Below are 26,003 nucleotides of genomic sequence, written 5' to 3' on the forward strand. Positions count from 1 at the left end.
GATACCTGCCCGGCAACGCTGCCGGCAGGCGAGGGCGACCGTTGGGTGAGCGGGGCTGTCCCCTTAGCTCACGAGTGCCTTGCCATGACGCACAAACGGCAGTTTAACCACAGTCGCGTTGAGTTTGCGGTCGCGGATCTCCACCTGCACGGTGTCGCCCACGTTCACCCCCTGGGGCAGGCGCGCGAATGCGATCGATTGCGACAGCGAGGGGCTGAAGGTGCCGCTGGTGATTTCGCCGTCACCAGCGGGGGTGATGACTTTCTGGTGGGCGCGCAGCACGCCCCCTTTGTCCCGCAGGATCAGGCCGAGAAACTGCTGGCGCGAACCGGCCGCGGCCAGCGCCGCCTTACCTGTGAAATCGCGCTCGCTCTGCAGGTCGACGGTCCACGCCAGGCCCGCGTCCAGGGGCGAGACCTTGATATCCATGTCCTGGCCGTACAGGTTCATGCCAGCTTCGAGGCGCAGCGTGTCGCGCGCGCCCAGGCCGGCCGGGCGCACGCCCGCGGCATTCAGTTTTTCCCACAGGCCGGCGACGCTGGCGGCCGGCACCACCAGCTCGAAGCCGTCTTCGCCGGTGTAGCCGGTGCGCGCCACCATCACTTCGCCGAGGGCGGGGTCCTGCACCACCACCGCGTTGAACGGCTTGAGCGCATCGGAAGGCTGGGTCGACGGGAAGGTGCTCCACACCTTGGCGCGGGCGTTGGGGCCCTGCACCGCGACGATCGCCAGCGGCTGCACGCCCGCGGGCGCAACGTCCTCACGGCGCGGCGTGATGGTCACGCCGCTGCCGGTGGCGTCGTTGCGGGCGCGGATCCAGTCGATATCGCCGACCGCGGTGCCGGCGTTGACCACCAGGCGGAAACGGTCCTCGGCGAAGAAATAGACGATCAGGTCGTCGATGACGCCGCCGTTCTCGTCGAGCATGCAGGAGTAGAGGGCCTTGCCGGGGGACTGCAGCTTGTCGACGTTGTTGGCCAGCAGGCCGCGCAGGAAGCTGCGGGTATTCGGGCCGGCGAGATCGACCACGCACATGTGGGAGACGTCAAACATGCCGGCATCGTTGCGCACGGCGTTGTGTTCTTCGATCTGGGAGCCATAGTTGACCGGCATGTCCCAGCCGCCGAAGTCGACCATGCGGGCGCCGAGGGCGCGGTGGATAGCGTTGAGGGGCGTGGCCTGGAGCGTCATGGAATCCTCGGGGCAGTCTCGGTTGGCGAAAACAAAAAAGGGCCATCCGCCGCAACCATCGCTACGCCAATATGGCAAGCAATCCGCTGCGGCGGATGACCCCTCTGTCCTCGATACCTGAGAGATTACGAGGCGGATCCCGTGGACCCAATCCTCGTGCGCCCCTTCGGTGGGCACGCTCGCCACGAATGGCGGGTGCCGCTCTCCAGAGTGCGGCATGCATCGTGTGCATGTTGCATGCCGATCCGACCGGTCCGTGGTGCCTGAGAGTTTTCGGGTGATACCCCTTCGGCGGCGCAGGCGATGCGCGCTCTCCCGGTCGGATGCGCGCAATGTACGGGAGGCCCCCGCCTTTGTCAAACCAAGGCGAGGCCGCCGTACCCACCGCTGCGCGGCAGCGCTTACTTCTTCTTGTCGTCGGTAACGACGTTACCGATTACGCCGCCCACTGCCGCCCCGCCCAGCGTACCCAGCGCGCTGCCGTCGGTCAGGACGGCGCCGCCGACCGCGCCGGCACCGGCGCCGATGGCGGTATTACGTTGTTTCGGGGTCATGTCCGCGCAACCGGCAAAGGCCGCGACCGTCATGCCGATCAGGGTCACCTTGGTCAAAGTTTGCAGGGTTTTCATTGTTGGCTCCGATGTGATGATTTGTGCATGCCCAAGCGATCCGACGGACCGGGGGACACACTGTTTAGAGTGTCGCGTCATGTCATTGGCTCCGCGTTTTACGAAGTGTTACGCCAGTGACACAGCCGCGCCCGTGCGCGCGGCTTGCGCTGACTGACCCGCCGCGGCGACCGTGTTAACATCGGCAGCTTTGCCGCAGGCCCGGGTGACGGGATGCCGGCAATTCCCGCCGCATTCCGTCGATTCCGCCGCTGCCCCCACACGCTTGCCCCGCATGACCCATGGCCTGAACCCCGCCCAATCCGAAGCCGTCCGCTACCTGGACGGGCCTTGCCTGGTGCTGGCCGGCGCGGGCTCCGGCAAGACCCGGGTGATCACGCAGAAGATCGCGCATCTGATCGAGGACAAGGGCTTCGAGCCGCGCCATATCGCCGCCGTCACATTTACCAACAAGGCGGCCAAGGAGATGCAGGAGCGCATCGCCAAGCTGATGGAGGGCAAGACCACGCGCGAGGGCAAGCGCATTCCGCTCAAGCAGCTGACGGTCTGTACGTTCCACTCGCTGGGCGTGCAGATCCTGCGCATGGAAGCCGAGCACGTGGGCCTGAAGCCGCAGTTCTCGATCATGGATTCGGACGACTGCTTCGGCCTGATCCAGGAGCAACTGGGCACCACCGACAAGAAGCTGATCCGCGGCGTGCAGAGCACGATCTCGCTGTGGAAGAACGGCATGGTCGACCCCGAGGCCGCGATCGCGCAGGCCGCCAATGCCGACGAGCACCAGGCCGCGCTGGTCTACCGCAACTACGTCGCCACGCTGAACGCCTACCAGGCGGTGGATTTCGACGACCTGATCCGCCTGCCGGCCGAACTGTTCGCGCGCGATGAAGCGGTCCGGCTCAAGTGGCAGAACCGGCTGCGCTACTTCCTGGTCGACGAGTACCAGGACACCAACGCCTGCCAGTACCAGCTGCTCAAGCTGCTGGCGGGTGGCTCGCACCTGCGCGCGCCGGCCTTCACCGCGGTGGGCGACGACGACCAGGCCATCTACGGCTGGCGCGGCGCCACGCTGGACAACCTGCGCGGCCTGCAGACCGACTTCCCCAACCTGAAGGTGATCAAGCTGGAGCAGAACTACCGCTCCACCGTGCGCATCCTGGAAGCGGCCAACGCGGTCATCGCCAACAATCCCAAGCTGTTCGACAAGAAGCTGTGGAGCGAGCATGGCATGGGCGATCCCATCGCCATCCACCCGATGAACGACGAGGAGCACGAGGCCGAGTCGGTGGTGTTTCGCCTGTCGGCGCACAAGTTCGAGCGCCGCGCGCAGTTCCGCGACTATGCCATCCTGTACCGCGGCAACCACCAGGCGCGGCTGTTCGAGCAGATCCTGCGGCGCGAACGCATCCCTTACGTGCTGTCGGGCGGCCAGAGCTTCTTCGACAAGGCCGAGATCAAGGACATCTGCGCCTACCTGCGCCTGATCGCCAACCCCGACGACGATCCCGCCTTTATCCGCGCCATCACCACGCCGCGCCGCGGCGTCGGCAACACCACGCTCGAAGTGCTGGGCACCTTCGCCGGCCAGGCCAAGGTGTCGCTGTTCGAGGCGGCGATGATGGGCGGCATCGAGGGCAAGCTGCAGCCGCGCCAGCTGGAGCCGCTGCGGGTGTTCTGCGAATCGATGGTGCGGCTGGCCGACCGCGCGGCCAAGGACCCGGCCACCGTGGTGCTCGACGACCTGATGGCCGGCATCCACTACGAGGCCTACCTGTACGACAGCTTCGACGAACGGCAGGCGCAGTCGCGCTGGACCAATACCCTGGAATTCCTCGACTGGCTCAAGCGCAAAGGCACCAAGCCGGACGCGGCCGAGGGCGAGGAGGCCACCGGCTTCGACAACGCCGACGGCTTCGGCAGCGAAGGCAAGAACCTGCTCGAGCTGACGCAGACCGTGGCGCTGATGAGCATGCTCGAAGGGCGCGAGGAAGATCCCGACGCGGTGCGGCTGTCGACGCTGCATGCGTCCAAGGGGCTGGAATATCCGCACGTGTTCCTGGTCGGCGTGGAAGAGGGCATCCTGCCTCACTGCCGCGAAGACGACGACATGACCGACGAGAAGATCGAGGAAGAGCGCCGGCTGATGTATGTCGGCATCACGCGCGCGCAGCGCAGCCTGCAGATCAGCTGGTGCAAGAAGCGCAAGCGTGCGCGCGAGACCTATTCGTGCCAGCCGTCGCGCTTTATCGGCGAGATGAAGCTGGAAGAAGCGCCGGCACCCAAGGACGAAACCCCGGCGATGAGCCCCAAGGACCGGCTCGGCGCGCTCAAGGCGCTGCTCGGCAATGGGGGCAAGACGGTCGCCGGCTGAGCGGTCAAGGCGCCGGCGCAACTTCTACCGCGCGCCTGAAACCGCCAGCGTGACGTACCGCGAGCCGCGCTGCCCGCGCGTGAAGTCCAGCGTGAAGTCGCCGACGTCGACGCGCCCCTGCAGCGCCCGCCGCAACTCCGCCGTGCCGCCAGAGCGCACACCCTGCAGCGAACGTGCGAGCCAGGCGGCGCCGATATAGCCGGCCAGCGTCGCCGGCGACGGCGGCTCGTCCAGGTACTGCTTCATGCGCGCCACGTGCTCCTTGACCACCCGCAACGTTGCCTTCTGCGGGCCCGGCGCGACCTGGGTCAGCACCATCCCGCCGGCGTAGCCGCGGCCCAGGATCTCGCGCGCGGCATTGGCGCTGACCGCGGACAGGCCCACCAGGAAGCCGTACCACCCCTGCGCCGCCAGCGCCCGGCCCAGTTGGGCATAGGCCAGCGTGTCGCCGGCGACGATCACCGCGCCCGGGCGTGTTGCCGCAATGCGCCGTGCCGCGGCGTCGCCGCTGCCTTCGAGCAACACCGCGCGGGTGCCGGTCTGCGCTTCCAGCCTGGCCAGCGACGACACCGCAAAGTCCGGCGCCACGGCCAGCGCGATGTGCGCCAGACCGTAGCCGCGCAACTGTTGCGCGGCCGCGTCCAGTTCGGCCTGGTAGTCGGCCCGCGTGAACCAGACATTGTCGGCGGCCAGCGTCAGCCCTGACAGCGGCGCGACGATCTGCATGCCGCGCCGCGCCAGTTCGGATGACGACGCCAGCACGGGCAGCAGCCGGTCGCCGGGGCCGAACAGCAGCCCCGCATGTTCGGTATCGGCCAGCGACACCGCCTGCGCCAGCGCGCGGCGCGGATCCGGGTCCGCATCGCGCACCACATGCTGGATCCGCACCGGGCCGCCGGCGGCGTTGACGGCGTCGAACATGACCTTGGCACCGGCCAGGTAGTCGCGCGCCAGGTCGGACTGCGCGCCGTTGCGGTCGACCAGTTGCGCGACCACCACCGTGCGCGGCGCCTGCGCCCGCGTAGAAAGAGCGGGCAGCGCCAGTGCCATGCCGGTGGCGGCAAGCAGCCGGCGCCGGCTGGCGCGTGCCGGTGAATGGTCGCGCAGCGGTGGGTACGGCGCGGGCGGGTCGGGTGGGCGGGAACTTGGCATGGCTGGGACGGTGACGGATCGCGCGCGGGCGCGGTGGCGCGCAGCGTACCCGGCACCCATGACGCCAATGTGACTTACGCGTGCAGCCCAGCGGCGGCGGCGCCGCTCGGCTCAGGCCAGCACTTGACGGCGGTCAAGCTGCGGGCGCCGGCGCGGTCCTACGATGACGTGTCGCACACCCATTCCCCCGCGCCCCCATGAACCCGTCTGCCCTGATTTCCGCCGCGCTCGACCGCCGCGCCCTCTCTGACTTCCGCGCGCTGGCCGGGCGCATCGACGGCAACGGCCCGCGCTACACCTCGTATCCGACCGCCGACCGCTTCCACAACCGTCCCGACCCGTCGCTGTACCACGACGCGCTGGACGCCTGCCGCGCCGACGCGCCCGCGCCGCTGTCGCTGTACCTGCATATCCCGTTCTGCGAGAACATCTGCTACTACTGCGGCTGCAACAAGATCATCACCCGCGACCACGGCCGCAGCGCGCGCTACGTCAGCTACCTGGGCCGCGAGATGGCGCTGGTGGCCGGGCGGCTGGGCGAGCGCCGGCAGGTGATCCAGTCGCATTGGGGCGGCGGCACGCCGACCTTCCTGAATCCGGAAGAAATGCGTCGCGTGATGGCGCTGCTGAACACGCATTTCGCGCTGGCGGCCGACGGCGAGCACTCGATCGAGATCGATCCGCGCCGCGTCGACCAGGACCGCATGGCGCTGCTGGCCGAACTGGGCTTCAACCGCGTCAGCCTGGGCGTGCAGGATTTCGACCCCGAGGTCCAGCAGGCCATCCACCGCATCCAGCCGTTCGAGGAGACCCGCGCCGTGGTCGATGCCGCGCGCGCGCTGGGCTTCCGCTCGGTCAGCCTGGACCTGATCTACGGGCTGCCGCACCAGACCGCGGCGCGCTTCGGCCGCACCATCGACCAGGTGCTGGCGCTGCGCCCGGACCGGCTTTCGGTCTACAGCTACGCCCACCTGCCGCATGTGTTCAAGCCGCAGCGCCGCATCGACGAAAACGCGCTGCCCCCGGCCGGCGAGAAGCTCGACATCCTGGTCTCGACCATCGAGCGGCTGACCGCCGAGGGCTATGTCTATATCGGCATGGACCACTTCGCGCTGCCCGACGACGACCTTGCCGTGGCCCAGCGCGAGGGCCGGCTGCAGCGCAACTTCCAGGGCTATTCGACGCATGCCGGCTACGACCAGGTCGGGCTCGGCATCTCGGCGATCGGCGCGATCGCGGGGCGCTACGTGCAGAACGCGCGCACGCTCGACGACTACTACGGCGCGCTGGACCAGGGCCGCCTGCCGCTGGCCAGGGGCGTGGCGATGACGGCCGATGACCACCTGCGGCGCGAGCTGATCGGCGACCTGATGTGCAATGGCGTGCTCGAACTGTCGGAGATCGAGGCGCGACATTCCGTCGATTTCAACCGGACGTTCGCCGCAGAGCTGGCCGAGCTCGACCGCCTCGCCGCGGACGGGCTGGTGTGCCGCGAGCCCGGCCGCATCACGGTGACGCCGCTGGGCCGGCTGCTGGTGCGCCGCGTGGCGATGGTGTTCGACCGCTACCTGCGCGACGACGCCGCCAGGCCCGTCGAGAACGGCGCGCGCGGCGCCAGCGACGGCATTCAGCCGATCCGCATCGTGCCGCGGTACTCGCGCGTGGTGTAGCGCGCAAGAGCGGCCCCGGGCCGGACGAAAAAAAACCCGCGCAGGCGCGGGTTTTTTGTTGGCGTCGGCGCCGGCTTACTTGGCGGCGTTGGCCATGTAGTCCGATGCGGCGATCACGTCGGCGTCCGGGCCGGCATAGCCACCCTTGGGCGGCATCACGCCCTTGCCCTTGAGCGCAAAGTTGTGGACCGCATCCATGCCTTCCTTCAGGCGCGGGGCCCAGGCGGCCTTGTCGCCGAACTTGGGCGCACCGGCCACGCCGGCGGCATGGCAGGCAGCGCAGACCTGCTCGTAGACCTTCTTGCCCACTTCGGCCGAGGCAGCTGCCGGCGCGGCAGCTGCGGCGGCAGGTGCGGGTGCGGGTGCGGCAGCGGCTGCCGGAGCCGCAGCGGGGGCCGGCGCTGCGGCGGCAGCCGGGGCGGCCGCTTCAGGGGCTGCGGCCGTAGCAGGCGCGGCAGCGGCCGGGGCCGGCGGCTCGGGGAACTTGGCGCCGCCGGCGTCGGCCAGGTAGACCACGGCGCGTGCCAGTTCATAATCGGTGTAGTCGTCAGGCGTGCTGCCGGCGCGCGGCGGCATCGCGCCCTTGCCGTTGAGCACCGACTTCATCAGGCCGTCGAAGCCCTGGCCGATGCGCGCGGACCAGTCGCCGGCGGTACCGTGCTTGGGCGCACCCGCAGCGCCGGTGGCGTGGCAGGCGGCACAGATTTCCTTGTAGACCTGTTCGCCGGTCTTGAATACGCGCGGCGCGTTGGGATCCTTGATTTCGAGCAACGCGACCGGCTTGATGCGATCGTTGACGGCTTCGGCGGCGGTGCTCGCGCCGGCGCTTTCGGTCGAGCCGTGTCCGACGAAGTTGACCAGCAGGATGATCACGATGATCGGCACCAGGAACGCCGCGATCACGACTGCGATCAACTGCTTCGGGGTTTTGATGGGAGACTCGTGCTCGGGGTGTTCGTTGTGGACGTCGCTCATACAGAACTCTCAGTTTTGCAGGAAACCTTCTGGCCGCTTACGCTCGGCTTGCTTTTTCTGGCCCTGGTGTGGCCCTTCGCTGACCACTATCCGGCCCCATCCGGGCCGCCCGCGCTCCCCTGCGGCCCTTGCCTGACTTGGGTCTGTTGCCATTTGCGTACCTCGGACTGTCTCCCGGACCGGGGCCCGATTGTCGCCGACAACCAGCCGCCCGGATTTGACCCCGGTCGACTCGTTGCGCCGACGGCGCGACGGGCACGATTTGACGCAAATAGCTGGCGATTATAGCGCCAAAGCCCCCCTGTCAGTGCCAAAAAGCGGCGGTTGCGAGACGTTCCCCGGCGCCCGTATCGGCCCCGCATGGACGGCGCCGGGCAAAAGCGGTATCCTATGCGACTTTCCTGCGGCGGCATTCGCCCGCCGCAACCGCTGTACCCGCAAAACCGGTTGCAAAACCGTCCTGTGCGCCCGTAGCTCAATGGATAGAGTACTGCCCTCCGAAGGCAGGGGTTGCTGGTTCGATCCCAGCCGGGCGCGCCAATTTTCCTCCGATGTCCCAAGCAGTGTCCGCGTCCCGGCGGGCAGGCCTTAATTCGCGCGACGAAAACTTTCAGCACGCGATTCGGAGGCGCGCGCGCCGGTGCTGATAGATTCACACACTCCACCGAATCGCGCGCGCCGCTGGCGCCGCGCCGCAGACAGCCATGGCGATTCCGACGAACCTCCTGCGCAGGCTGGCAGCACTGGTGCTCGCCGGCGCTAGCGCCGCAGCCGTTGCCACGCCACTGAGCCTGCCTGGCTCCCTGCCCAACATGGCCGGGCTGGGCGTGGGCTCGACTACGGAGTTCGCCGGCGGCAAGGATCGCATGCTCGGCGTGGTGCCCGGCGTGCGCTATGTGACCGCGGGCGGACGGCTGCTGGAATGGTATGGGCCGTATGCGCAGTTCAATTTCGGCGGACTGACGGGTTTGCAGTGGGGGCCCGCGGTAGGGTTGCGCCTCGGCCGCAACAACGTCGACGATCCGGTCGTGGCGCAGGTGCATGAGATCGACACCACGGTGGAGGCGGGCGGGTACATCGGCTATGAATACCTCAACCCCGGACGTGTCCCGTGGCGGCTGCGCGGCGGCGTCAACGTGATGACCAATGCCGGCATCGTCTACGGCGGCAGCCGCGTCACCGCCACCGGCACCTTCTGGATGCCGTTGCACCAGCGCCTCTACGCAGGCATGGGCCTGGGCGCGACCTGGGTCAGCGGCAGCTTCAACCGTACCTACTTCGGCGTAACGCCGGCGGACTCGGCCGCCAGCGGCCTGCCCGTCTACAGCCCGGGCGGCGGGCTGGAGCAGTTTACAGGCTGGCTGGCGATGATCTACCAGTTCGACAAGCACTGGTATGGCGGCGCGATGGTCTACGCGCAGCGCCTGGCCGGCGACGCGGCCGACAGCCCCATCGTCACGCAGCGCGGCACCCGCAACCAGATCACCTATGGCATCGGCCTGGCTTATTCGTGGCGCTAGCGAGGTCCGGCGGGGGGCCGGCTTGCTATGATGCAGCCATGGTCGACGAGCTGGTCATTCCCCACCACGAATACCTGATTACCGCGATCCGCGCGCAAGGCGCGGGCGGGCAGAACATCAACAAGGTATCCAACGCCGTGCACCTGCGCTACGACGTGCGGGCATCTTCGCTGCCGCCTGACCACAAGGAACGCCTCCTGGCGCTGCATGACCATCGCATCACGCGCGACGGCGTGGTGGTGATCAAGGCGCAGCAGTTCCGCAGCCTGGACCAGAACCGGGACGATGCGGTGCGGCGCCTGCACGAGCTGGTGCGCAGCGTGGCCACGCCGCCGCGCGTGCGCCGGCCGACGCGGCCGACGCTGGCGTCGCGCCAGCGCCGGCTGGAGGGCAAGAGCCAGCGCAGCCAGGTCAAGGCGCTGCGCGGTCGGGTGTTCGACTGAGCTTTTGCCTTTAGCGTGCCGACTGCAGCGCGGCGATGCGCTGCTCGATCGGCGGGTGGCTCGAGAACAGCGCCATCCACGACTTGCCGCCGGCGATGCCCATTGCCTGCATGTTCTGCGGCAGCCCGTCCGGATCCAGCCCGCCCAGGCGGCGCAGGGCCGCGACCATCGGCGTGGGGGTGCCCATCAGGCCGGCGGCGCCGGCATCGGCGCGGAACTCGCGCTGGCGCGAGAACCAGGCCACGATGATGCTGGCCAGGATGCCGAACACGATCTCGCACACGATTACCGTGACCATGTAGCCGATGCCGGGGCCGCTCGATTCCTCGTCGTTCTTGCGCAGCATCGAATCGACGAAGTAGCCCACCACGCGTGCCAGGAAGATCACGAAGGTGTTGACCACGCCCTGGATCAGCGTCAGCGTCACCATGTCGCCGTTGGCGACGTGGGCCACCTCGTGCGCGAGCACGGCCTCGACCTCTTCATGCGACATCGATTGCAGCAGGCCGGTGGACACCGCCACCAGCGAGCTGTTCTTCGTGGCCCCGGTGGCGAAGGCATTGGGTTCGCCCTCGTAGATGGCCACTTCCGGCATCGGCAGGCCGGCGCGCTGCGCCAGCTTTTCGACGGTCTGCACCAGCCACAGCTCGGTGCTGGTGCTGGGGTGGGTGATGACCTGCGCGCCGGTCGACCACTTGGCGATGGTCTTGGACATCAGCAGCGAGATAAAGGCGCCGCCGAAGCCCATCAGCGCGGCAAACGCCAGCAGCATGCCCAGGTTCAGCCCGTTGGCGGTCAGGAAGCGGTTCACCCCGAGCACGCTGGCGGTGATGCTGAGGACAAGCATGACGGCGAGGTTGGTCGCCAGGAAAAGCAGTACGCGTTTCATGTGAGTGTGGAGCAGTGGTAGGTCGCGCCATGCGGCGCAAGGATGCGGTCGGACCGCAGGCGCGCGCCGCACTCGCGCGCGGCACGCGGGTACACGCGGGCGCGGCCGGGCCGCGCCGGTAGGGATCAGGGGCGCGGCGGGCGCGGCAGCCGCGGCAGGTCGGGTTCGGGCAGCGGGGCGCCGGCATAGCGCGGCGGCCCGGCGCGGCCGGCCCAGGGGGCCAGCCGCAGTGGGGCGGCTGGCAGCAATTGCTCGGCCAGGTCGGCGCCGGGCTGCCACTGCGGCTCGGCGGCTTCGGGAAGCGGCAAAGGGTCGCCGGTCGGGTCTCCTGGCACGGCGGCGCGATCCGCATCCTCGGCGCCGAGCGCAGCGGCGGGTACGGCCGTGGCTTCGGTGGTGGACAGCACCGCATGCGCGAATGCGGCCGCCCAGCCCGGCAGGGGCAGGAAGGCCAGCATCATGACCAGCAGGAGCAGCCGCAGGGCGCGCACGAACAGGGGGACGGCTTATCGGTGGAAGTGGAAGGAATTCTACAGGATGCCGCAAGACGCTGGCGCCGCCCGTGGCGGCGGTAGCACACGGCCGGTTGCAGGCGTTTCGCCACCTTCTGCACGATGCGGCAGACTGGCCTACACTATGGCCAACCCTGTAGTGGTTACAGGGTATGGCAAGGAACAGGCTCATGCGTATCGGCGAACTGTCACGGTCCAGCGGCTGCGATGTCGAGACCATCCGCTATTACGAGCGCGAAGGGCTGCTCGACGCGCCCCGGCGCGAGGCCAACGGCTACCGCAGCTATGACGAGGGCCATGTGGTGCAGCTGAATTTCGTGCGCCATTGCCGTTCGCTCGGGATGAGCCTGTCGGACGTCAGGCGGCTGCGCGAGTTCGAGCGCAACCCGTCGCAGGACTGCGACGACATCAACACGTTGCTGGACCGCCAGATCGCCCAGATCCATGCGCAGCGCGTGGCGCTGGAGGCGCTCGAGGACCAGCTGCGCGCATTGCGCGAGACCTGCCGCCATCACCAGCCCGCCAGTGCGTGCGGCATCCTGCAGAACCTGCAGCAGGCGGCGGTGGGGGCGGGCTGTGAGTGCCATGCCACCAACGGGTGACGACCCCGAACCCGACGCTGTGCTACGATGGTTGCTCCGGCTTCGCACCAGCGCGGTGCACGGACCGAGGCAGCAAGGCATGTGAGCCGACACTTCCGGGCTCGCCATTGCAGCAAGCCATGCGCTGCCGCTTATCCTTTTCCGCAATGACCATGACCGATCGCCTGACGCCGATGCCCGATGCGCCTGTCCGCCCGCTGCGGACCGGCCGCGCGCATGCGTCCGCGGTCGCCCTGGCTCCCAGTCTGCCCCAGCGCGCCAAGCGCGCGATCTCTCCCCGCCGGATCGGCGCACCGCCTGATTCCGCCCGGTTCCCAGCCTGATTCGTCTCCCATAGCGGGGCCCGGGCCGAACCGGGCCCGAGCCAGCGTTTCCGTTGTTGCCGGCGATCGCCGCAACGCTTTTGCCGATCCGTTGATGCGCGCGCCGCTGCGCGGCACGCCAACCCGCAAGACCTGACCGCCGCCGCCCGCCATGCAGGCCGGCCGCGCCCACCCACGACTGCCGGAGGACCCGCCATGACGGCCACCAAGACCCAGACCGCCACCCTGTACCTGACCGAACTCGACGTCACCCGTCTGGAGCGCATCGCCAGCCGCGCCGGCTCGGCCCAGCTCGAGGACATGCTCGACAGCCTTTTGGCGCGCGCCACCATCGTCGCGCCCGAGGAAATTCCGACCGATGTGGTCACTATGAACACCCGCGTGGTGTGCACGCTGCCGGGCGAGCAGGCGCCGCGCGACTGGACCCTGGTGTATCCCGACGCGGCCGACTTCGACGCCGGCCGGCTGTCGGTGCTGTCACCAGTGGGCCAGGCGTTGCTGGGCGCGCGCGCCGGCGAGACCGTCAGTTACCGCCTGCCCGATGGCCGCGAGCAGCAGGTAAGCATCGCCGAGATCGCATTCCAGCCCGAAGCCGCCGGCCAGTACACGCTCTGAGCCCGCCCCTCGCGGGTGCGGCCGCCGCCGCGCGCCCCCTCCGTGGCGGCGTGTCGCCGGCGATCCGCGGACACCATTCATCGGCAAGCGAGTCGTTTCACGACTCGCAACGCACCATTCGTCGCAGCGGTATTTCTGCTGGCGCGGGCTGTGACTAATCTTCAGTCCGTGCTCGCATCGCAACATAGATTGCAGAGCGGCCGGAGTCTTATCCCGGACCTACAAGAAAGAACGACGAAATCAGTTGAAGGAGTCCCAAATGATCGCCAGACGTATCCTTGGCGGCGCGCTCGTGTTCGCGGCAGTGGCCGCGTCCGCTACGGCGATGGCTGCCCCCGCTGCCAGCAAGGTTGGCAAGTTCGATGTGTATGCCGACGCGCTGCGGGTCGGCAAGTACGATGTGTATACGGACGGCGCCAAGCAAGGCAAGTTCGACACCTACACCGACGGCGCCCGCACCGGCCGCTTCGATCCGTACTCGGAAGGCTCGCGCCGCGACGGCAAGTTCGACACCTTCAGCGAAGGGGCGCGCAGCTTCAGCGGCGAGATCTCGCAGCGCGGCAAGTTCGATACCTTCAGCGAAGGCACGCACACGTTCACCGGTGACGTGGCCGAACGCGCGCTCGACAACTCGCGCTCCGGCGACGGTTCGCTGTACGGCTATCGCGTCTGATCCTGCGGGTCTTCTCCAGACCTGACGCGGCCACTGCGGTGGCCGCAAGTTTTCTCTCCCGCCTGCCCGGCCGACCTCCTCCTCCTTCTCTCTTCGCCTGGCAGGCGTTTTTCTATTCCGCAGACGCGGCTGCCGCGGGTTCCGGCGCCGGTTGCGCGCGCGGCAACCGGCGCGCGATGGCCGCGTACAGCAGCGGCACCGCCAGCGTGCCCAGCACCGTCGCGCCCAGCATGCCGCCCAGCACGCCGGTGCCGACCGCCTGTTGCGCGCCCGCGCCCGGGCCAGTGCTGATCGCCAGTGGCACCACGCCCAGCACGAACGCCAGCGAGGTCATCACCACCGGCCGCAGCCGCTGGCGCGCCGCGCGCGTGGCGGCCTCGACCACGTCCATCGCCCCCCCGGCGCCGCGCCGCAACTGTTCGGCATATTCGACGATCAGGATGGCGTTCTTGGCCGCCAGGCCCATGATCACCACCACGCCCACCTTGAAGTAGACGTCGTTGGGCATGCCGCGCAGCCCGATCGCGGCGGCCGCGCCCATCAGGCCGGTGGGCACGATCGCGATCACCGCCAGCGGCAAGGTCCAGCTTTCATACAGCGCCACCAGGCACAGGAAGATAAACAGCAGCGACAGCGCGAACAGCCACGGCGCCTGCGTGCCGGTCTGCTCCTGCTCGTAGGCGCGGCCGGTCCAGCGCACGTCGAATTCCGGTCCTAGCTCTCGCACCAATTCGGCCAGGCGCGTCATCGCCGCGCCGGTGGTGTAGCCGGGCGCCACTTCGGCATTGATGCGCACCGAGCTGAAGCCGTCGAAGCGCTCCAGCGTGACCTCGCCGCGTCCCCATTCCAGCGACGCGAACGCGGCCAGCGATACCATCGCGCCCTGTGCGTTGCGCACGTGCACGCGGGCAAGCTGGTCCGGGTGCATGCGGAACGGGGCGTCGGCCTGCAGGATCACGCGCCGCACCCGGCCTTCGCGCGCGACTTCGTCGATATAGCGCGAGCCCAGCGTCGCCGACAGCGTATGGTGTACGGCTTCGGCGTCGACGCCGAAGGCCTCGGCCTTGCGGTAGTCGATCTTCAGGTCCAGCGCCGGCACGGGCTGGCCGGTGGTGGCGCGCACCTCGCCCAGCACCGGGTCCTGCCGGGCGCGCTCGATCAGCTTGTCGCGCGCGGCGAACAGCGCCTCGCGCCCCACCGGCTGGCGCGCCACCAGGCGCATGTCCAGGCCGCCGATGCTGCCCAGTTCCGGCAGCGCCGAGCTGTTGTAGGCGAACAGTTGCGCGGCGCCGCGGCCGGGCCAGTTTTCCAGGCCGGCCGAGAGCCGCTCCAGCACCGCCTGCGCGGTGTGCTCGCGCCCGCGTGCCTTCCAGTCGGACAGGCCGATGAACAGGCTGGCGCGCTGCTCGCCGCTGCCGCCGCTGGACCAGCCCAGCACGGCAAAGCTGGAACGCACCGGGTAGTGCTGGTCGCGCATCCACTGCTCCAGGCTGGCGACCAGGCGGCGCGTGTCGGCCTGCGTGCTGCCGGCGGGCAATTCCACGTCGACCACGATCTCGCCGGTGTCCTCTTCCGGCAGGAAGCCGCTCGGCATCTTCCACAGCGCATAGCCGCACGCCAGCGTCAGCGCCAGGTACACCGCCAGCCAGCGCAGCCGGCGGCGCTGCAGCGCCTGGGCCAAGCCGGCATAGCGTGCGGTGAACGCGGCAAAGCGCGCATCGAACCACGCCAGCGGCCCGCGCGCCGGTGCCGCGCTGTGGCGCAGCAGGCTGGCGCACATTGCCGGCGCCAGCGTCAGCGCAAAGAACAGCGAGAACGCGATCGACACCGCCAGGGTCACGGCGAAATGCCGGTAGATCACGCCCACCGCGCTGCCGAAGAACGCCATCGGCACGAACACCGCGCACAGCACCAGCGTCACCGCCACCAGCGCGCCGGAGACTTCTCGCATTGAGCGCGCCGCGGCCTGCATCGCGCCCACGCCGTCGCTGCGCATGATGCGCTCGACGTTTTCGACCACCACGATGGCGTCGTCGACCAGGATGCCGATCGCCAGCACCACGCCGAACAGCGTGATCACGTTCAGCGACAAGCCCAGCGCGTACAGGCACGCGACCGTGCCCAGCAGCGACACCGGCACCACGATGCACGGGATCAGCGTGGCGCGCAGGTTGCCGAGGAACAGGTAAAGGATCAGGAACACCAGTACCGTGGCCTCGATCAGCGTCAGCACCACGCGCGAGATCGACGCCTGCACGAAGGTGGCGCCGTCATACGAGATCTCATAGCGCACGTCGCCCGGGAAACCCCGGCTGGCGGCATCCAGCGCGGCGCGCACGGTGCGCGAGGTCTGCAGCACGTTGGCGCCGTCGGCCAGCTTCAGGCCGATCGACGCGGCGTTGCGCGTGTTCAGCGTGGAGCCGTAGCGGTAGTCGCTGGCGGCCAGTTCCACCCGCGCCACATCGCGCAACAGCACCGCCGAGCCGTCGGTGGCGGCGCGCACCACGATGCGCCCGAATGCCTGTGCGTCGCTCATCGGCGCGGGCGGGCGCACGATCGCCTGGAACGGCTGGCCCGGCACCGCGGGCGCACCGCCCAGCTGGCCCGGCGTCACGTTGCCGTTGCGCGCGCGGATCGCGGCTTCGACCTCGGCCGTGGTCAGGTTGAAGGCGTTCAGCTTATCGGGGTCGAACCAGATCCGCAGCGCGTATTCAGCGCCGTAGGGCTCGGCCTTGCCGATGCCGGGCAGGCGCCGCAACAGCGGCAGCACCGAGCCCGCGGCAAAGTCGCCCAGCGCGGTTTCGTCCAGCTGGCCGCTGTCCGAGACCAGCGACACATACATGAAGGCGCTGCTGCTGGCCTGGTCGACAAAGACCCCGCCGCGGCGCACCGCCTCGGGCAGCAGCGGCTCGGCCTGGGCCACGCGGTTGCGCACGTTGACCTGCGCCAGCTGCGGGTCGGTGCCCTGGCGGAAGCCCAGCGTCACCGTGGCGGTGCCGCCCTCGCTGCTGGAATCGAGGTAGAGCAGGCCGGGAATGCCGTGCATCTGCTGCTCCAGCACCGCAGTGACGCGATCCTCGACCGTGCGCGCGGACGCCCCCGGGTAATCGGCATAGATGATCACCGTGGGCGGCGCCACCGCCGGATACTGGGCGATGGGAATGCGGTTCAGGGCCAGCAGGCCCGCCACCACGGTCAGGATGGCCAGCACCCAGGCGAACGCCGGGCGCTTCAGGAAAAACGACGCCATGTCAGGTCAGGGCTGGCACGGGCGCACGGCAAGTGAAGATCGGCCGTGGCTCCGGTGCGGTTGAAACGGAACGGCTTGGGTGCGGAGACGCCGCAACGACTGCGGCAAGTGGCGCGTACCGGGGTACGGGGGTCCGGCGAGGAAGGACCCGGCGCTGCGGCTGGAAAGGATCGGTGAGGATCGACGCCGGCGAGCGGCCGTCATACTGCGGCCTTGCCGGCGATTATAGACAGGGAAGCCGGGCCGGACAACGCAAACGTCACATTGGCGGCCCCCACGGAGGTTGGGGGACGGTGCCGAAAACTACAGGTCGCGCGCGGCGAAGGCGTCGCACTTGCGGATGTCGCCGGACTCGATGCCGCGGCGCAGCCAGCGCACGCGCTGCTCGCTGGAGCCGTGGGTAAACGCTTCGGGCACGACATAGCCCTGCGACTGGCGCTGCAGCCGGTCGTCGCCGACCGCGGCGGCGGCCTTCAGGCCTTCTTCGATATCGCCGGGTTCCAGCAGCTGCTGGTTGGCGCGCTGCGCGGTGGCGGCCCACACCCCGGCGAGGCAGTCGGCCTGCAGCTCCATGCGCACCGACAGCTGGTTGGCCTGGGCCTCGCCCACGCGCCGGCGCGCATTGTCGACCTTGTCCGAAACGCCCAGCAGGTTCTGCACATGGTGGCCGATCTCATGCGCGATCACATAGGCCTGGGCAAAGTCGCCGCCGGCGCCGAAGCGCTGGCGCAATTCGTCATAGAAGGCCAGGTCGATATACACCTTCTGGTCGCCGGGGCAGTAGAACGGGCCCATCGCTGACTGGCCGGTGCCGCATGCCGTCGGCGTGGCGCCGGAGAACAGCACCAGCGTAGGCGGCGCATAGCGGCGGTTGAGCTGGGTTTCGAAGATGTGTTGCCAGGTGCGCTCGGTATTGCCCAGCACCTTGCGCGTGAACACCGTCATCTGGTCCGTCGCCGGCGGCCGGTTGGCCTGTTGCTGTTGCTGCTGCGGGCCTGAGCCCTGCAGCACCGACGCGCCCTGCATGATCAGCATCGGGTCGATGCCGAAGAAATACGACGCCGCCAGCGCGATGATGACCGTGCCGATGCCGATCGACTTGCCGCCAAGGCCACCGAATCCACCGCGGCGGTCTTCAACGTGCTGGCTTTCGGCTTCGTCATCGAGGCGCATGGGGGCTCCGGGCTTGGGGAATAGAGTAAGGGAAGTGGAATTCAGTATAGCAATCCGCGCTTCGGTGCTCGCGCTGGTGCTCATTCCCGCAGCGCGCCGTGGCGGCGGATGCGCACAGCGGCCCGTCAAAAAAAACACCGCCCACTCACCCTGGAGACGGGCAATGCGGGCGGTGTGCGGCAAAGCGAAGAAACCGGGTTTGCACCCGGTTCCGTCATGGCCTGGTCGTTCCGCAGCGGGAACGCGCAGTGCGCTCAGGCCAGTGCGGCCTCGCGTGCGACAGGCGCGGCGGCCAGCGCGCTGGCGCTGACTTCGGCCACGCGCAGCAGGTTGGTGGTGCCACCCTGGCCGAACGGCATGCCGGCGGCGATGGTGATCTGGTCGCCCGGCGCGGCGTAGCCTTCGGCAACGGCGGCGCGCGTGGCGGCTTCGACCATTTCATCGACGCTTTGTACGTCCGGGCTCACGGTGGAGTGGATGCCCCAGGCGATCGCCAGCCGGCGCGCGATTTCCAGGTTGGGCGTGATGCTGACGATGGGCGCGCACGGCCGCTCGCGCGCGGCGCGCAGCGCGGTCGAGCCGGACGAGGTGTAGGTCACCGTCGCCGCCGCGCCGATGATCTGCGTGACCTCGCGCAGCGCGGCGCAGATCGCATCCTGGCGTGTGTTCAGCGGGGTTTCGTGCTGGGCGTCGAGCAGGTTGCGGTACAGCGGGTCGCGCTCGACCTCGGTGACGATGCGGTTCATCATCGACACCGCCTGCACCGGGTAGCGGCCGTTGGCCGACTCGGCCGACAGCATCACCGCATCGGCGCCCTCGTAGATCGCACTGGCCACGTCCGAGGCTTCGGCGCGCGTAGGCACCGGCGAGTCGATCATCGATTCCAGCATCTGCGTGGCGATCACCACCGGCTTGCCCAGCTGGCGGCACACGCGCAGGATGCGCTTCTGCACGCCGGGCACGCGCTCGGGCGGCAGTTCCACGCCGAGGTCGCCGCGCGCCACCATCACCGAATCGGACACGCGTACGATCTCTTCCAGCTGCTGCAGCGCTGCCGGCTTCTCGATCTTGGACAGGATGCCGGCACGGGTGCCGACGATCTCGCGCGCCTCGACGATATCGGACGGACGCTGCACGAACGACAGGCCGATCCAGTCGGCGCCCAGCGACAGCGCGAAGTCCAGGTCCTTGCGGTCCTTCTCGGTCAGCGCCGGGATGGGGATCACCGCGTCGGGCACGTTCACGCCCTTGCGGTCGGACAGCGAGCCGTTGTTGGCCACGCGCGTGGTGATGGTACCGGTGGTGACCGACTCGATCGCCAGGCGCACCTTGCCGTCGTCGATCAGCAGCGACTGTCCCGGCTGAGCGGCCTGGAACAGCTCAGGGTGCGGCAGGTAGACCCGGGTGCCGTCGCCCGGGGTCGGGTCGCTGTCGAGCACGAACACATCGCCGGTGCGCACCGCGACCTTGCCGGCGGCGAAGGTGCCGATGCGCAGCTTGGGGCCCTGCAGGTCGGCCAGCACGGCGATGGGGCGGCCGGTCTCGGCCTCGACCTGGCGCACCGCGTCGTAGCGCGCGCGGTGGTCGTCGTGCGTGCCGTGGCTGAAGTTCAGCCGGAACACGTCCGCGCCGGCCTCGAACAGCGCGCGGATCACCGCGATGTCGGTGCTGGCGGGGCCGAGCGTGGCCACGATCTTCGCTTTGCGCTGGCGTCTCATGATGTCTCCTCTAACGTTCTCGGTGCGGCGCACGGCGCCGCGAGTCAATTGGTACTGCTGTGTTGAATCCATCGTCTCCCCTGCGAACGCGGGGGCCCAGCGTCTTGGCCTTTCTGGTGGCAGAAAGTCACTGGGTCCCCGCGTCCGCGGGGACGACGTTTTGTCAGACGATCAGAATCGCCCGAAAGTCATTCACGTTGGTGCGCGTGGGGCCGGTGACGATCAGGTCGTCCAGGCCGGCGAAGAAGCCGTAGCCGTCGTTGTTTTCCAGGTGCGCGCGCGCCTGCAGCCCGCGCGCGCCGGCGCGGGCCAGCGTATCGGGCGACAGCATGGCGCCGGCGTTATCTTCGGAGCCGTCGATGCCATCGGTATCGCCGGCGATCGCATGCACGCCGGGCAGGCCGTCGAGCGCCACCGCCAGCGCCAGCAGGAATTCGGCATTGCGCCCGCCGCGGCCCTTGCCGCGCACGGTCACGGTGGTCTCGCCGCCGGAAAGGATCACGCACGGCTTGCTGAAGGGCTGGCCGCGCTGCGCGACCTGGCGCGCGATGGCGGCGTGGACCTCGGCCACTTCGCGCGCTTCGCCCTCGATGCAGTCGGACAGGATGTGGGCCTCGAAGCCCAGTTCGCGCGCACGCGCCGCGGCGGCTTCCAGCGATTGCTGCGCGGTCGCCAGCGTCACATTGCGATGGCCGCCGAAGCGAGCATCGCCCGGCTTGGGCGTCTCGCCGGCACCGCTCTCCAGGTGCGCGCGCACGTTGGCGGGCACGTCGATGCCGTACTTGGCGATCACGGCCAGCGCATCGGCGCAGGTGGTCGCATCGGGCAGCGTCGGGCCGCTGGCGATGAGGGTCGGGTCATCGCCGGGAATATCGGAAATCAGCAGCGTTTCCACGCGTGCCGGGGCGCAGTGCAGCGCCAGGCGTCCGCCCTTGAGCGCGGACAGGTGCTTGCGCACGCAGTTCATCTCGCCGATGCTGGCGCCGCTCTTGAGCAGGGCCTTGTTCACGGCTTGCTTGTCGGCCAGCGTCAGACCCGGCGCGGGCGCTGCCAGCAGCGCGGAGCCGCCGCCGGAAATCAGGCACAGCACCAGGTCGTCGGCGGTCAGTCCCTGGACCAGCTCCACCATGCGCTGCGCGGCGCGCGCGCCGGCTTCGTCGGGAACCGGGTGGGCGGCCTCGACCACTTCGATGCGCTTGCAATCGGCGCCGTGGCCGTAGCGTGTCACCACCAGGCCCGACAGCTCGCCTTGCCAGTTCGCCTCGACCGCCTGCGCCATCGCGGCAGCGGCCTTGCCGGCGCCGATCACCACGGTGCGGCCCCTGGGCGGCGCGGGCAGGTGCGGCGGCAGGCAGTGGCTGGCGCTGACGGAGGCGACCGCGGTATCGAACAGGTCGCGCAGCAGCGCGCGCGGTTCAGCGTTGGCTGCGGTGCGCTGGGGCGACAGCAGGGCGGCTTGGGGTTCGGTGACGAGCATGAAGAATCCTGGGTGCTGACGGGTACGCCGGGTACTTCGGGTACGCAGTGGGTACAAAGCGGTACTGCAAAGCGTGTCGTCCCCGCTGGGCGGGGACGACGGGGTTGCTGCTTACTTGGCGTTGGCGATCTGGTGGTTCGACATGATCTCGATCGCGCGGCACAGGGCCGAGTGGTCCTGCTTGCCCAGGCCGTTGGCCGAGCAGGTGTTGAACAGCTCCTGCGCGGTGGCGGTGTTGGGCAGCGCCACGCCCAGCGCCTTGGCACCCTGCAGCGCCAGGTTCAGGTCCTTCTGGTGCAGCTCGATGCGGAAGCCCGGGTCGAAGGTGCGCTTGACCATGCGGTCGCCGTGCACTTCCAGGATGCGCGACGCGGCAAAGCCGCCCATCAGCGCCTCGCGCACCTTGGCCGGATCGGCGCCGGCCTTGGAGGCGAACAGCAGCGCTTCGGACACGGCCTGGATATTCAGCGCGACGATGATCTGGTTGGCCACCTTGGTGGTCTGGCCGTCGCCGTTGCCGCCCACCAGCGTGATGTTCTTGCCCATCAGCTCGAACAGCGGCTTGACCTGGTCGAAGGCCTCCTGCGGGCCGCCGACCATGATCGTCAGCGAGGCGGCCTTGGCGCCGACTTCACCGCCCGACACCGGAGCGTCCAGGTACGAAGCGCCCAGCTTGTTGATGCGCGCGGCGAAATCCTTGGTGGCGATCGGCGAGATCGAGCTCATGTCGACCACGATCTTGCTGTAGCTGGCTTCCTTGCCGGCGGCCTTGAACGCGGCGGCCACGCCCTTCTCGCTGAACAGCACCGCTTCCACGTGCGGCGTGTCCGGCACCATGATGATGATGATGTCGGCACGCTTGGCGACTTCCTCGGCGCTGGTGCAGACGGTCACGCCTGCATCGACCAGCGCCTGCGGGGCCGGGTTGACGTCATGCACGAACAGCGTGTGGCCGGCGGCGCGCAGGTGGCCCGCCATCGGTGCGCCCATGATGCCCAGGCCGATGAAGCCGACGTTGCGAGTGGTTGCCATGTGATGTCTCCTTGCTTGAGATTAAATGTGTCTTGGTTCGTGTAGGTAGTAGCGGGATACGACGGCAGCGCGCAGCGCTTATTGCACGCCGTGGGCGGCGCGCCAGCCCAGGCCGGCTTCGGTGGTGGTCTTCGGCTTGTATTCGCAGCCGATCCAGCCGGTGTAGCCGATCTCGTCCAGGAACTTGAACAGGTACTGGTAATTCAGTTCGCCCGTGCCCGGCTCGTTGCGGCCCGGGTTGTCGGCCAGCTGGATGTGCTTGATCTTCGGCAGGTTGGCCTTGATGGTGCTGGCGATCTCGCCTTCCATTCGCTGCATGTGATAGATGTCGTACTGCACGTACAGGTTGGGCGCGTTGACCTGGGTGATCAGGTCCAGCGCCTGCTGCGTGCGCGACAGGAAGAAGCCCGGGATGTCGAAGGTGTTGATCGGCTCGACCAGCAGGTCGATATGCTCGGCGGCCAGCGCGCCGGCGGCGAAGCGCAGGTTCTCCACCAGCGTTTCCTGGGCCTGCTCGCGCTTGACGTTCTGCGGCAGGATGCCGACCAGGCAGTTCAGCTGGCGCACGCCCAGCACCTTGGCGTACTTGATGGCCTCGCCCACGCCGTCCTGGAACTCGCCGACGCGGTCCGGATGACAGGCAATGCCGCGCTCGCCCGCGTCCCACTTGCCGGCGGGCAGGTTGTGCAGCACCAGGTCCAGCTGGAAGCGGTTCAGGCGGTCAGCGATCTGGTCCGCGTGGAACGCATACGGGAACAGGAATTCCACGCCGCGGAAGCCCGCGCGCGCGGCGGCTTCGAAGCGGTCGAGAAAACCGACTTCGTTGAACAGCATGGTGAGGTTGGCCGCAAGTTTGGTCATTTGTCATCTCCTGTGACTTGGTTTTTCTTGTCGTTCCCGCGCAAGCGGGAACCCAGTGACTTCAGAAGACGCTGGATCCCCGCATGCGCGGGGATGACGTGTCGGACTGCAAAGGGGCGGGAAGGTCTTACGCCGTTTCCACTTCTTCGTTCAGGATGGCCTCGTCGGCATCCTCGATGTCTTCGATCGGCTCGAACTCGTTGATGTTGTCGATCTCGGTGCCCATCGCGATATTGGTCACGCGCTCCAGGATCACCTCGACCACCACCGGCACCGAGAACTCGGCCATCAGGTCGCGCGCTTCGGCAAAGGCCGGGGCGATGTCTTCCGGCTTGAACACGCGGATGGCCTTGCAGCCCAGGCCTTCCACCACCTTGACGTGGTCGACGCCGTAGCCGTTCAGCTCCGGGGCGTTGACGTTGTCGAAGGCCAGTTGCACGCAGTAGTCCATCTCGAAGTTGCGCTGCGCCTGGCGGATCAGGCCGAGGTAGGAGTTGTTCACCACCACGTGGATGTACGGCACCTTGAACTGCGCGGCCACGGCCAGTTCTTCGATCATGAACTGGAAGTCGTAGTCGCCCGAGATCGCCACCACGTCCGAATCCGGCGAGGCGGTCTTCACGCCGATCGCGGCCGGGATGGTCCAGCCCAGCGGGCCGGCCTGGCCGCAGTTGATCCAGTGGCGCGGCTGGTTGACCGACAGGAACTGCGCCGCGGCGATCTGCGACAGGCCGATGGTGCTGACGTAACGCACGTCGCGCGGGAAGTACTGGTTCATCTCGCGGTACACGCGCTGCGGCTTGACCGGCACGTTGTCGAAGTCGCTCTTGCGCTGCATGGTGCGGCGGCGCTTCTGCACGTCGGCGACCCAGCTCTTGCGGCACGGCAGGCGGCCGGCCATCTTCATTTCGCGGGCGACTTCAACGAACAGTTCCAGCGCGGCCTTGGCGTCCGACACAATGCCGAGGTCCGGGCCGAACACGCGGCCGATTTGCGTCGGCTCGATATCGACGTGCACGAACTTGCGGCCCTTGGTGTAGACGTCGACGCTGCCGGTGTGGCGGTTGGCCCAGCGGTTGCCGATGCCCATCACGAAGTCCGAGGCCAGCAGCGTGGCGTTGCCGTAGCGGTGCGAGGTCTGCAGGCCGACCATGCCGGCTTGCAGCGGGTGGTCGTCGGCCAGCACGCCCCAGCCCATCAGGGTCGGAACCACCGGCACGTTGACCAGCTCGGCGAACTCGACCAGCAGCTCGGAAGCATCGGCATTGATCACGCCGCCGCCGCACACGATCAGCGGGCGCTCGGCCGCGTTCAGCATGGCGATGGCCTTCTCGATCTGGGCGCGCGAGGCGGCCGGCTTGTACGGCTGCAGCGACTGGTAGGTGTCGGGATCGAATTCGATCTCGGCGACCTGCACGTCGAACGGCAGGTCGATCAGCACCGGACCCGGGCGGCCCGAGCGCATGATGTGGAACGCCTGCTGGAACACTTGCGGCACCAGCGCCGGCTCGCGCACGGTCACGGCCCACTTGGTCACGGGCTTGGCGATCGACTCGATGTCGACGGCCTGGAAGTCTTCCTTGTACAGGCGCGCGCGCGGGGCCTGGCCGGTGATGCAGAGGATGGGGATCGAATCCGCCCAGGCCGAGTACAGGCCGGTGATCATGTCGGTGCCGGCAGGGCCCGAGGTGCCGACGCAGATGCCGATATTGCCCGGCTCGGCGCGGGTGTAGCCTTCGGCCATGTGCGAGGCGCCCTCGACGTGGCGGGCCAGCACGTGGTTGATGTTGCCCGACTTGCGCATCGCCGAGTAGAACGGGTTGATGGCCGCGCCCGGCACGCCGAACGCGGTGGTCACGCCTTCCTTCTCCAGCACGGCGATTGCCGCGTCGATTGCTCTCATCTTTGCCATGATCTTGTCTCCGGTAATGGTGGGAATTTCGTTGGAGTCGATCCTATTCCCGCAGGCCGGTTGGGATAAACAGAAGAGCGATCAGTTGATTCGATACTTGCAGTACGCAATGAGGGCTGGAAAGCCACGTCGGACGGTCGGCGCGGGTACGCCGATGCATGCCATTGGATATGTGGTGTGACGATACGGACACGCCGCGCAGCACCGGGTACGCCGGCGCGCCGGCGTGCTGCGGCGGCGCGCTGCGGCAAAATGGCGGCATTCCCTGCCATCCGGGCCGACCATGTATTCCAGGCTGCCGTCCACCTACGAATTGCTGGAAGCGCTTGCCGCCGCCTCGCCCGAGGCGGCGTCCACGCCTGCCCCCGCGCCGGAGAGCCGGCTCGGGCGTGCGCTGTGGCTCGGCTTTATCGCGGCACTGGCCGCGACGATCCTGTGCGGCGCCGGCCTGGCGATCTGGCGCCTGGGGCTGAAGCAGGCCGTGCCGCTCTGGTCCCTGCGCGGCTTCGAGGCCCTGCTAGCGCTGGCGGCCGCGTGCTATGTCGGCGCGGGGCTGGCCCGTGCCGGCACGGTGCTGGGGCGGCTGCGCCATCCGCTGCGCTGGCAGGCCGCCGAGCTGGACCGCGACAGCGCCGCCGAAGACGCGCTGCTGCGCCGGCTGGCGCGCATCCCGCCACAGCAATTGCAGGCGCGCCAGCGTCGCGTGGCGCTGCAGCTGCGGCTGTGGGAGGGCGGGGCACGCACGCTGGCGGTGTTGCTGGCACTGGCGCCGGCCGCCGCGGTGATGGCGGCACTGCCGCGCCAGCAGGCCCTGGCCGGTACGCTGCTGTGGCTCTACGGCGTGATGGTGGTGACCGGCGGCGCCGGCTACCTGTACCTGCATCTGCAATGCAGCCGGCCGTTGCGGCGCCTGGCCCATGTGCTGGGCGAGGCGGCCGAGCTGAACGCGCAAATCAGCAAGCGTACGGCGGGCGCAGGCTGAAACCCGCCTGCGTGCCGGGTGCGGCCGCGTGCC

21 protein-coding genes, 1 tRNA gene and 2 riboswitches are annotated in these 26,003 nt (G+C 68.7%); of the genes, 9 read left to right on the forward strand and 13 right to left on the reverse strand.

What is annotated here, in order from left to right; genetic code table 11:
- Positions 1-63 precede the first annotated feature (63 nt).
- Positions 64-1,191 (reverse strand): glycine cleavage system aminomethyltransferase GcvT, encoded by a 1,128-nt coding sequence (gene gcvT, locus MKD50_RS16875; protein ID WP_115705376.1) that lies wholly within the window; start codon positions 1,189-1,191, stop codon positions 64-66.
- Between the two features lie 94 nt (positions 1,192-1,285).
- A riboswitch (glycine riboswitch) is annotated at positions 1,286-1,410 on the reverse strand.
- Positions 1,411-1,431: 21 nt separating this feature from the next.
- Positions 1,432-1,519: riboswitch (glycine riboswitch) on the reverse strand.
- Between the two features lie 73 nt (positions 1,520-1,592).
- Positions 1,593-1,820: a YMGG-like glycine zipper-containing protein gene (locus MKD50_RS16880; protein WP_012354259.1), complete on the reverse strand. Its 228-nt coding sequence runs from the start codon at positions 1,818-1,820 to the stop codon at positions 1,593-1,595.
- Positions 1,821-2,094: 274 nt separating this feature from the next.
- On the opposite strand from MKD50_RS16880, the gene MKD50_RS16885 reads away from it, so the two are divergent.
- Positions 2,095-4,191, forward strand: a complete 2,097-nt coding sequence (locus MKD50_RS16885; protein WP_240073042.1) for a UvrD-helicase domain-containing protein — start codon at positions 2,095-2,097, stop codon at positions 4,189-4,191.
- Positions 4,192-4,215: 24 nt separating this feature from the next.
- Here the strand turns inward: MKD50_RS16885 and MKD50_RS16890 are convergent, their stop codons facing one another.
- Entirely contained in the window at positions 4,216-5,343 is a 1,128-nt protein-coding gene (locus tag MKD50_RS16890; protein ID WP_252667825.1) for an ABC transporter substrate-binding protein, read from the reverse strand.
- Positions 5,344-5,540: 197 nt separating this feature from the next.
- On the opposite strand from MKD50_RS16890, the gene hemN reads away from it, so the two are divergent.
- Positions 5,541-7,013, forward strand: a complete 1,473-nt coding sequence (gene hemN / locus MKD50_RS16895) for an oxygen-independent coproporphyrinogen III oxidase (protein ID WP_252667827.1) — start codon at positions 5,541-5,543, stop codon at positions 7,011-7,013.
- A gap of 75 nt (positions 7,014-7,088) precedes the next feature.
- Here hemN and MKD50_RS16900 read toward each other — a convergent pair whose 3' ends face one another.
- Positions 7,089-7,988: a c-type cytochrome gene (locus tag MKD50_RS16900; protein WP_252667829.1), complete on the reverse strand. Its 900-nt coding sequence runs from the start codon at positions 7,986-7,988 to the stop codon at positions 7,089-7,091.
- Positions 7,989-8,452: 464 nt separating this feature from the next.
- Here MKD50_RS16900 and MKD50_RS16905 point away from each other — a divergent pair.
- The 3 genes from MKD50_RS16905 to arfB all read left to right on the forward strand — a co-directional run bounded on the left by MKD50_RS16905 (position 8,453) and on the right by arfB (position 9,951).
- Positions 8,453-8,528 (forward strand) — tRNA-Arg (locus MKD50_RS16905).
- Between the two features lie 164 nt (positions 8,529-8,692).
- Positions 8,693-9,508 (forward strand): MipA/OmpV family protein, encoded by an 816-nt coding sequence (locus tag MKD50_RS16910; protein WP_252667831.1) that lies wholly within the window; start codon positions 8,693-8,695, stop codon positions 9,506-9,508.
- 38 nt (positions 9,509-9,546) lie between these two features.
- Positions 9,547-9,951 (forward strand): alternative ribosome rescue aminoacyl-tRNA hydrolase ArfB, encoded by a 405-nt coding sequence (gene arfB, locus MKD50_RS16915; protein WP_115678901.1) that lies wholly within the window; start codon positions 9,547-9,549, stop codon positions 9,949-9,951.
- 10 nt (positions 9,952-9,961) lie between these two features.
- Here arfB and htpX read toward each other — a convergent pair whose 3' ends face one another.
- Both htpX and MKD50_RS16925 read right to left on the reverse strand, forming a co-directional pair.
- On the reverse strand, positions 9,962-10,840 hold the full coding sequence (htpX, locus tag MKD50_RS16920) for a protease HtpX (protein ID WP_252667833.1): 879 nt from the start codon (positions 10,838-10,840) through the stop codon (positions 9,962-9,964).
- Positions 10,841-10,965: 125 nt separating this feature from the next.
- A complete protein-coding gene (locus MKD50_RS16925) occupies positions 10,966-11,301 on the reverse strand; it encodes a hypothetical protein (RefSeq protein ID WP_252667835.1) in 336 nt (111 codons plus the stop codon).
- Between the two features lie 221 nt (positions 11,302-11,522).
- Here MKD50_RS16925 and MKD50_RS16930 point away from each other — a divergent pair, with 221 nt between their 5' ends.
- The 3 genes from MKD50_RS16930 to MKD50_RS16940 all read left to right on the forward strand — a co-directional run bounded on the left by MKD50_RS16930 (position 11,523) and on the right by MKD50_RS16940 (position 13,565).
- Positions 11,523-11,954 (forward strand): Cd(II)/Pb(II)-responsive transcriptional regulator, encoded by a 432-nt coding sequence (locus tag MKD50_RS16930; RefSeq protein ID WP_240073032.1) that lies wholly within the window; start codon positions 11,523-11,525, stop codon positions 11,952-11,954.
- A gap of 518 nt (positions 11,955-12,472) precedes the next feature.
- The gene (gene rnk, locus MKD50_RS16935) at positions 12,473-12,892 is read left to right on the forward strand and encodes a nucleoside diphosphate kinase regulator (protein ID WP_115705367.1); all 420 of its coding nucleotides are present in this window, start codon (positions 12,473-12,475) and stop codon (positions 12,890-12,892) included.
- A gap of 259 nt (positions 12,893-13,151) precedes the next feature.
- Positions 13,152-13,565 carry a hypothetical protein gene (locus tag MKD50_RS16940; protein ID WP_115705366.1) on the forward strand — a complete coding sequence of 138 codons (414 nt, stop codon included), beginning with the start codon at positions 13,152-13,154 and terminating at the stop codon, positions 13,563-13,565.
- 112 nt (positions 13,566-13,677) lie between these two features.
- Here MKD50_RS16940 and MKD50_RS16945 read toward each other — a convergent pair whose 3' ends face one another.
- From MKD50_RS16945 to gcl, 7 genes are all read right to left on the reverse strand, one after another.
- Positions 13,678-16,815, reverse strand: a complete 3,138-nt coding sequence (locus tag MKD50_RS16945) for a multidrug efflux RND transporter permease subunit (protein ID WP_252667837.1) — start codon at positions 16,813-16,815, stop codon at positions 13,678-13,680.
- Positions 16,816-17,118: 303 nt separating this feature from the next.
- Entirely contained in the window at positions 17,119-17,988 is an 870-nt protein-coding gene (ypfJ, locus tag MKD50_RS16950) for a KPN_02809 family neutral zinc metallopeptidase (protein WP_115705364.1), read from the reverse strand.
- A 254-nt stretch (positions 17,989-18,242) separates the two neighbouring features.
- Positions 18,243-19,706, reverse strand: coding sequence for a pyruvate kinase (gene pyk, locus MKD50_RS16955; RefSeq protein WP_115705363.1), 1,464 nt, complete (start codon positions 19,704-19,706; stop codon positions 18,243-18,245).
- 163 nt (positions 19,707-19,869) lie between these two features.
- Positions 19,870-21,183: a glycerate kinase type-2 family protein gene (locus MKD50_RS16960; protein WP_252667839.1), complete on the reverse strand. Its 1,314-nt coding sequence runs from the start codon at positions 21,181-21,183 to the stop codon at positions 19,870-19,872.
- A 111-nt stretch (positions 21,184-21,294) separates the two neighbouring features.
- The gene (locus MKD50_RS16965) at positions 21,295-22,215 is read right to left on the reverse strand and encodes a 2-hydroxy-3-oxopropionate reductase (RefSeq protein ID WP_018006167.1); all 921 of its coding nucleotides are present in this window, start codon (positions 22,213-22,215) and stop codon (positions 21,295-21,297) included.
- Between the two features lie 78 nt (positions 22,216-22,293).
- Positions 22,294-23,076: a hydroxypyruvate isomerase gene (gene hyi, locus MKD50_RS16970; RefSeq protein ID WP_252667841.1), complete on the reverse strand. Its 783-nt coding sequence runs from the start codon at positions 23,074-23,076 to the stop codon at positions 22,294-22,296.
- Between the two features lie 127 nt (positions 23,077-23,203).
- A complete protein-coding gene (gene gcl, locus MKD50_RS16975; RefSeq protein WP_252667843.1) occupies positions 23,204-24,988 on the reverse strand; it encodes a glyoxylate carboligase in 1,785 nt (594 codons plus the stop codon).
- 283 nt (positions 24,989-25,271) lie between these two features.
- Between gcl and MKD50_RS16980 the strand changes: the two genes are divergently transcribed.
- Positions 25,272-25,970: a hypothetical protein gene (locus tag MKD50_RS16980; protein WP_115705354.1), complete on the forward strand. Its 699-nt coding sequence runs from the start codon at positions 25,272-25,274 to the stop codon at positions 25,968-25,970.
- Positions 25,971-26,003: the final 33 nt, after the last annotated feature.

Origin of the sequence: Cupriavidus mimosae, assembly GCF_023952485.1 — a bacterium.
Lineage (GTDB): Bacteria > Pseudomonadota > Gammaproteobacteria > Burkholderiales > Burkholderiaceae > Cupriavidus > Cupriavidus taiwanensis_C.

Excerpts from the sequence above, each read along its gene's own strand:
- arfB (WP_115678901.1), top strand. The coding sequence starts at position 9,547 with ATGGTCGACGAGCTGGTCATTCCCCACCACGAATACCTGATTACCGCG.
- MKD50_RS16945 (WP_252667837.1), bottom strand. The coding sequence starts at position 16,815 with ATGGCGTCGTTTTTCCTGAAGCGCCCGGCGTTCGCCTGGGTGCTGGCC.
- MKD50_RS16940 (WP_115705366.1), top strand. The coding sequence starts at position 13,152 with ATGATCGCCAGACGTATCCTTGGCGGCGCGCTCGTGTTCGCGGCAGTG.
- MKD50_RS16960 (WP_252667839.1), bottom strand. The coding sequence starts at position 21,183 with ATGCTCGTCACCGAACCCCAAGCCGCCCTGCTGTCGCCCCAGCGCACC.
- htpX (WP_252667833.1), bottom strand. The coding sequence starts at position 10,840 with ATGAAACGCGTACTGCTTTTCCTGGCGACCAACCTCGCCGTCATGCTT.
- MKD50_RS16910 (WP_252667831.1), top strand. The coding sequence starts at position 8,693 with ATGGCGATTCCGACGAACCTCCTGCGCAGGCTGGCAGCACTGGTGCTC.
- gcl (WP_252667843.1), bottom strand. The coding sequence starts at position 24,988 with ATGGCAAAGATGAGAGCAATCGACGCGGCAATCGCCGTGCTGGAGAAG.
- MKD50_RS16890 (WP_252667825.1), bottom strand. The coding sequence starts at position 5,343 with ATGCCAAGTTCCCGCCCACCCGACCCGCCCGCGCCGTACCCACCGCTG.
- hyi (WP_252667841.1), bottom strand. The coding sequence starts at position 23,076 with ATGACCAAACTTGCGGCCAACCTCACCATGCTGTTCAACGAAGTCGGT.
- pyk (WP_115705363.1), bottom strand. The coding sequence starts at position 19,706 with ATGAGACGCCAGCGCAAAGCGAAGATCGTGGCCACGCTCGGCCCCGCC.
- MKD50_RS16965 (WP_018006167.1), bottom strand. The coding sequence starts at position 22,215 with ATGGCAACCACTCGCAACGTCGGCTTCATCGGCCTGGGCATCATGGGC.
- MKD50_RS16925 (WP_252667835.1), bottom strand. The coding sequence starts at position 11,301 with ATGATGCTGGCCTTCCTGCCCCTGCCGGGCTGGGCGGCCGCATTCGCG.
- MKD50_RS16885 (WP_240073042.1), top strand. The coding sequence starts at position 2,095 with ATGACCCATGGCCTGAACCCCGCCCAATCCGAAGCCGTCCGCTACCTG.
- MKD50_RS16930 (WP_240073032.1), top strand. The coding sequence starts at position 11,523 with ATGCGTATCGGCGAACTGTCACGGTCCAGCGGCTGCGATGTCGAGACC.
- rnk (WP_115705367.1), top strand. The coding sequence starts at position 12,473 with ATGACGGCCACCAAGACCCAGACCGCCACCCTGTACCTGACCGAACTC.
- ypfJ (WP_115705364.1), bottom strand. The coding sequence starts at position 17,988 with ATGCGCCTCGATGACGAAGCCGAAAGCCAGCACGTTGAAGACCGCCGC.
- gcvT (WP_115705376.1), bottom strand. The coding sequence starts at position 1,191 with ATGACGCTCCAGGCCACGCCCCTCAACGCTATCCACCGCGCCCTCGGC.
- MKD50_RS16900 (WP_252667829.1), bottom strand. The coding sequence starts at position 7,988 with ATGAGCGACGTCCACAACGAACACCCCGAGCACGAGTCTCCCATCAAA.
- MKD50_RS16880 (WP_012354259.1), bottom strand. The coding sequence starts at position 1,820 with ATGAAAACCCTGCAAACTTTGACCAAGGTGACCCTGATCGGCATGACG.
- MKD50_RS16980 (WP_115705354.1), top strand. The coding sequence starts at position 25,272 with ATGTATTCCAGGCTGCCGTCCACCTACGAATTGCTGGAAGCGCTTGCC.
- hemN (WP_252667827.1), top strand. The coding sequence starts at position 5,541 with ATGAACCCGTCTGCCCTGATTTCCGCCGCGCTCGACCGCCGCGCCCTC.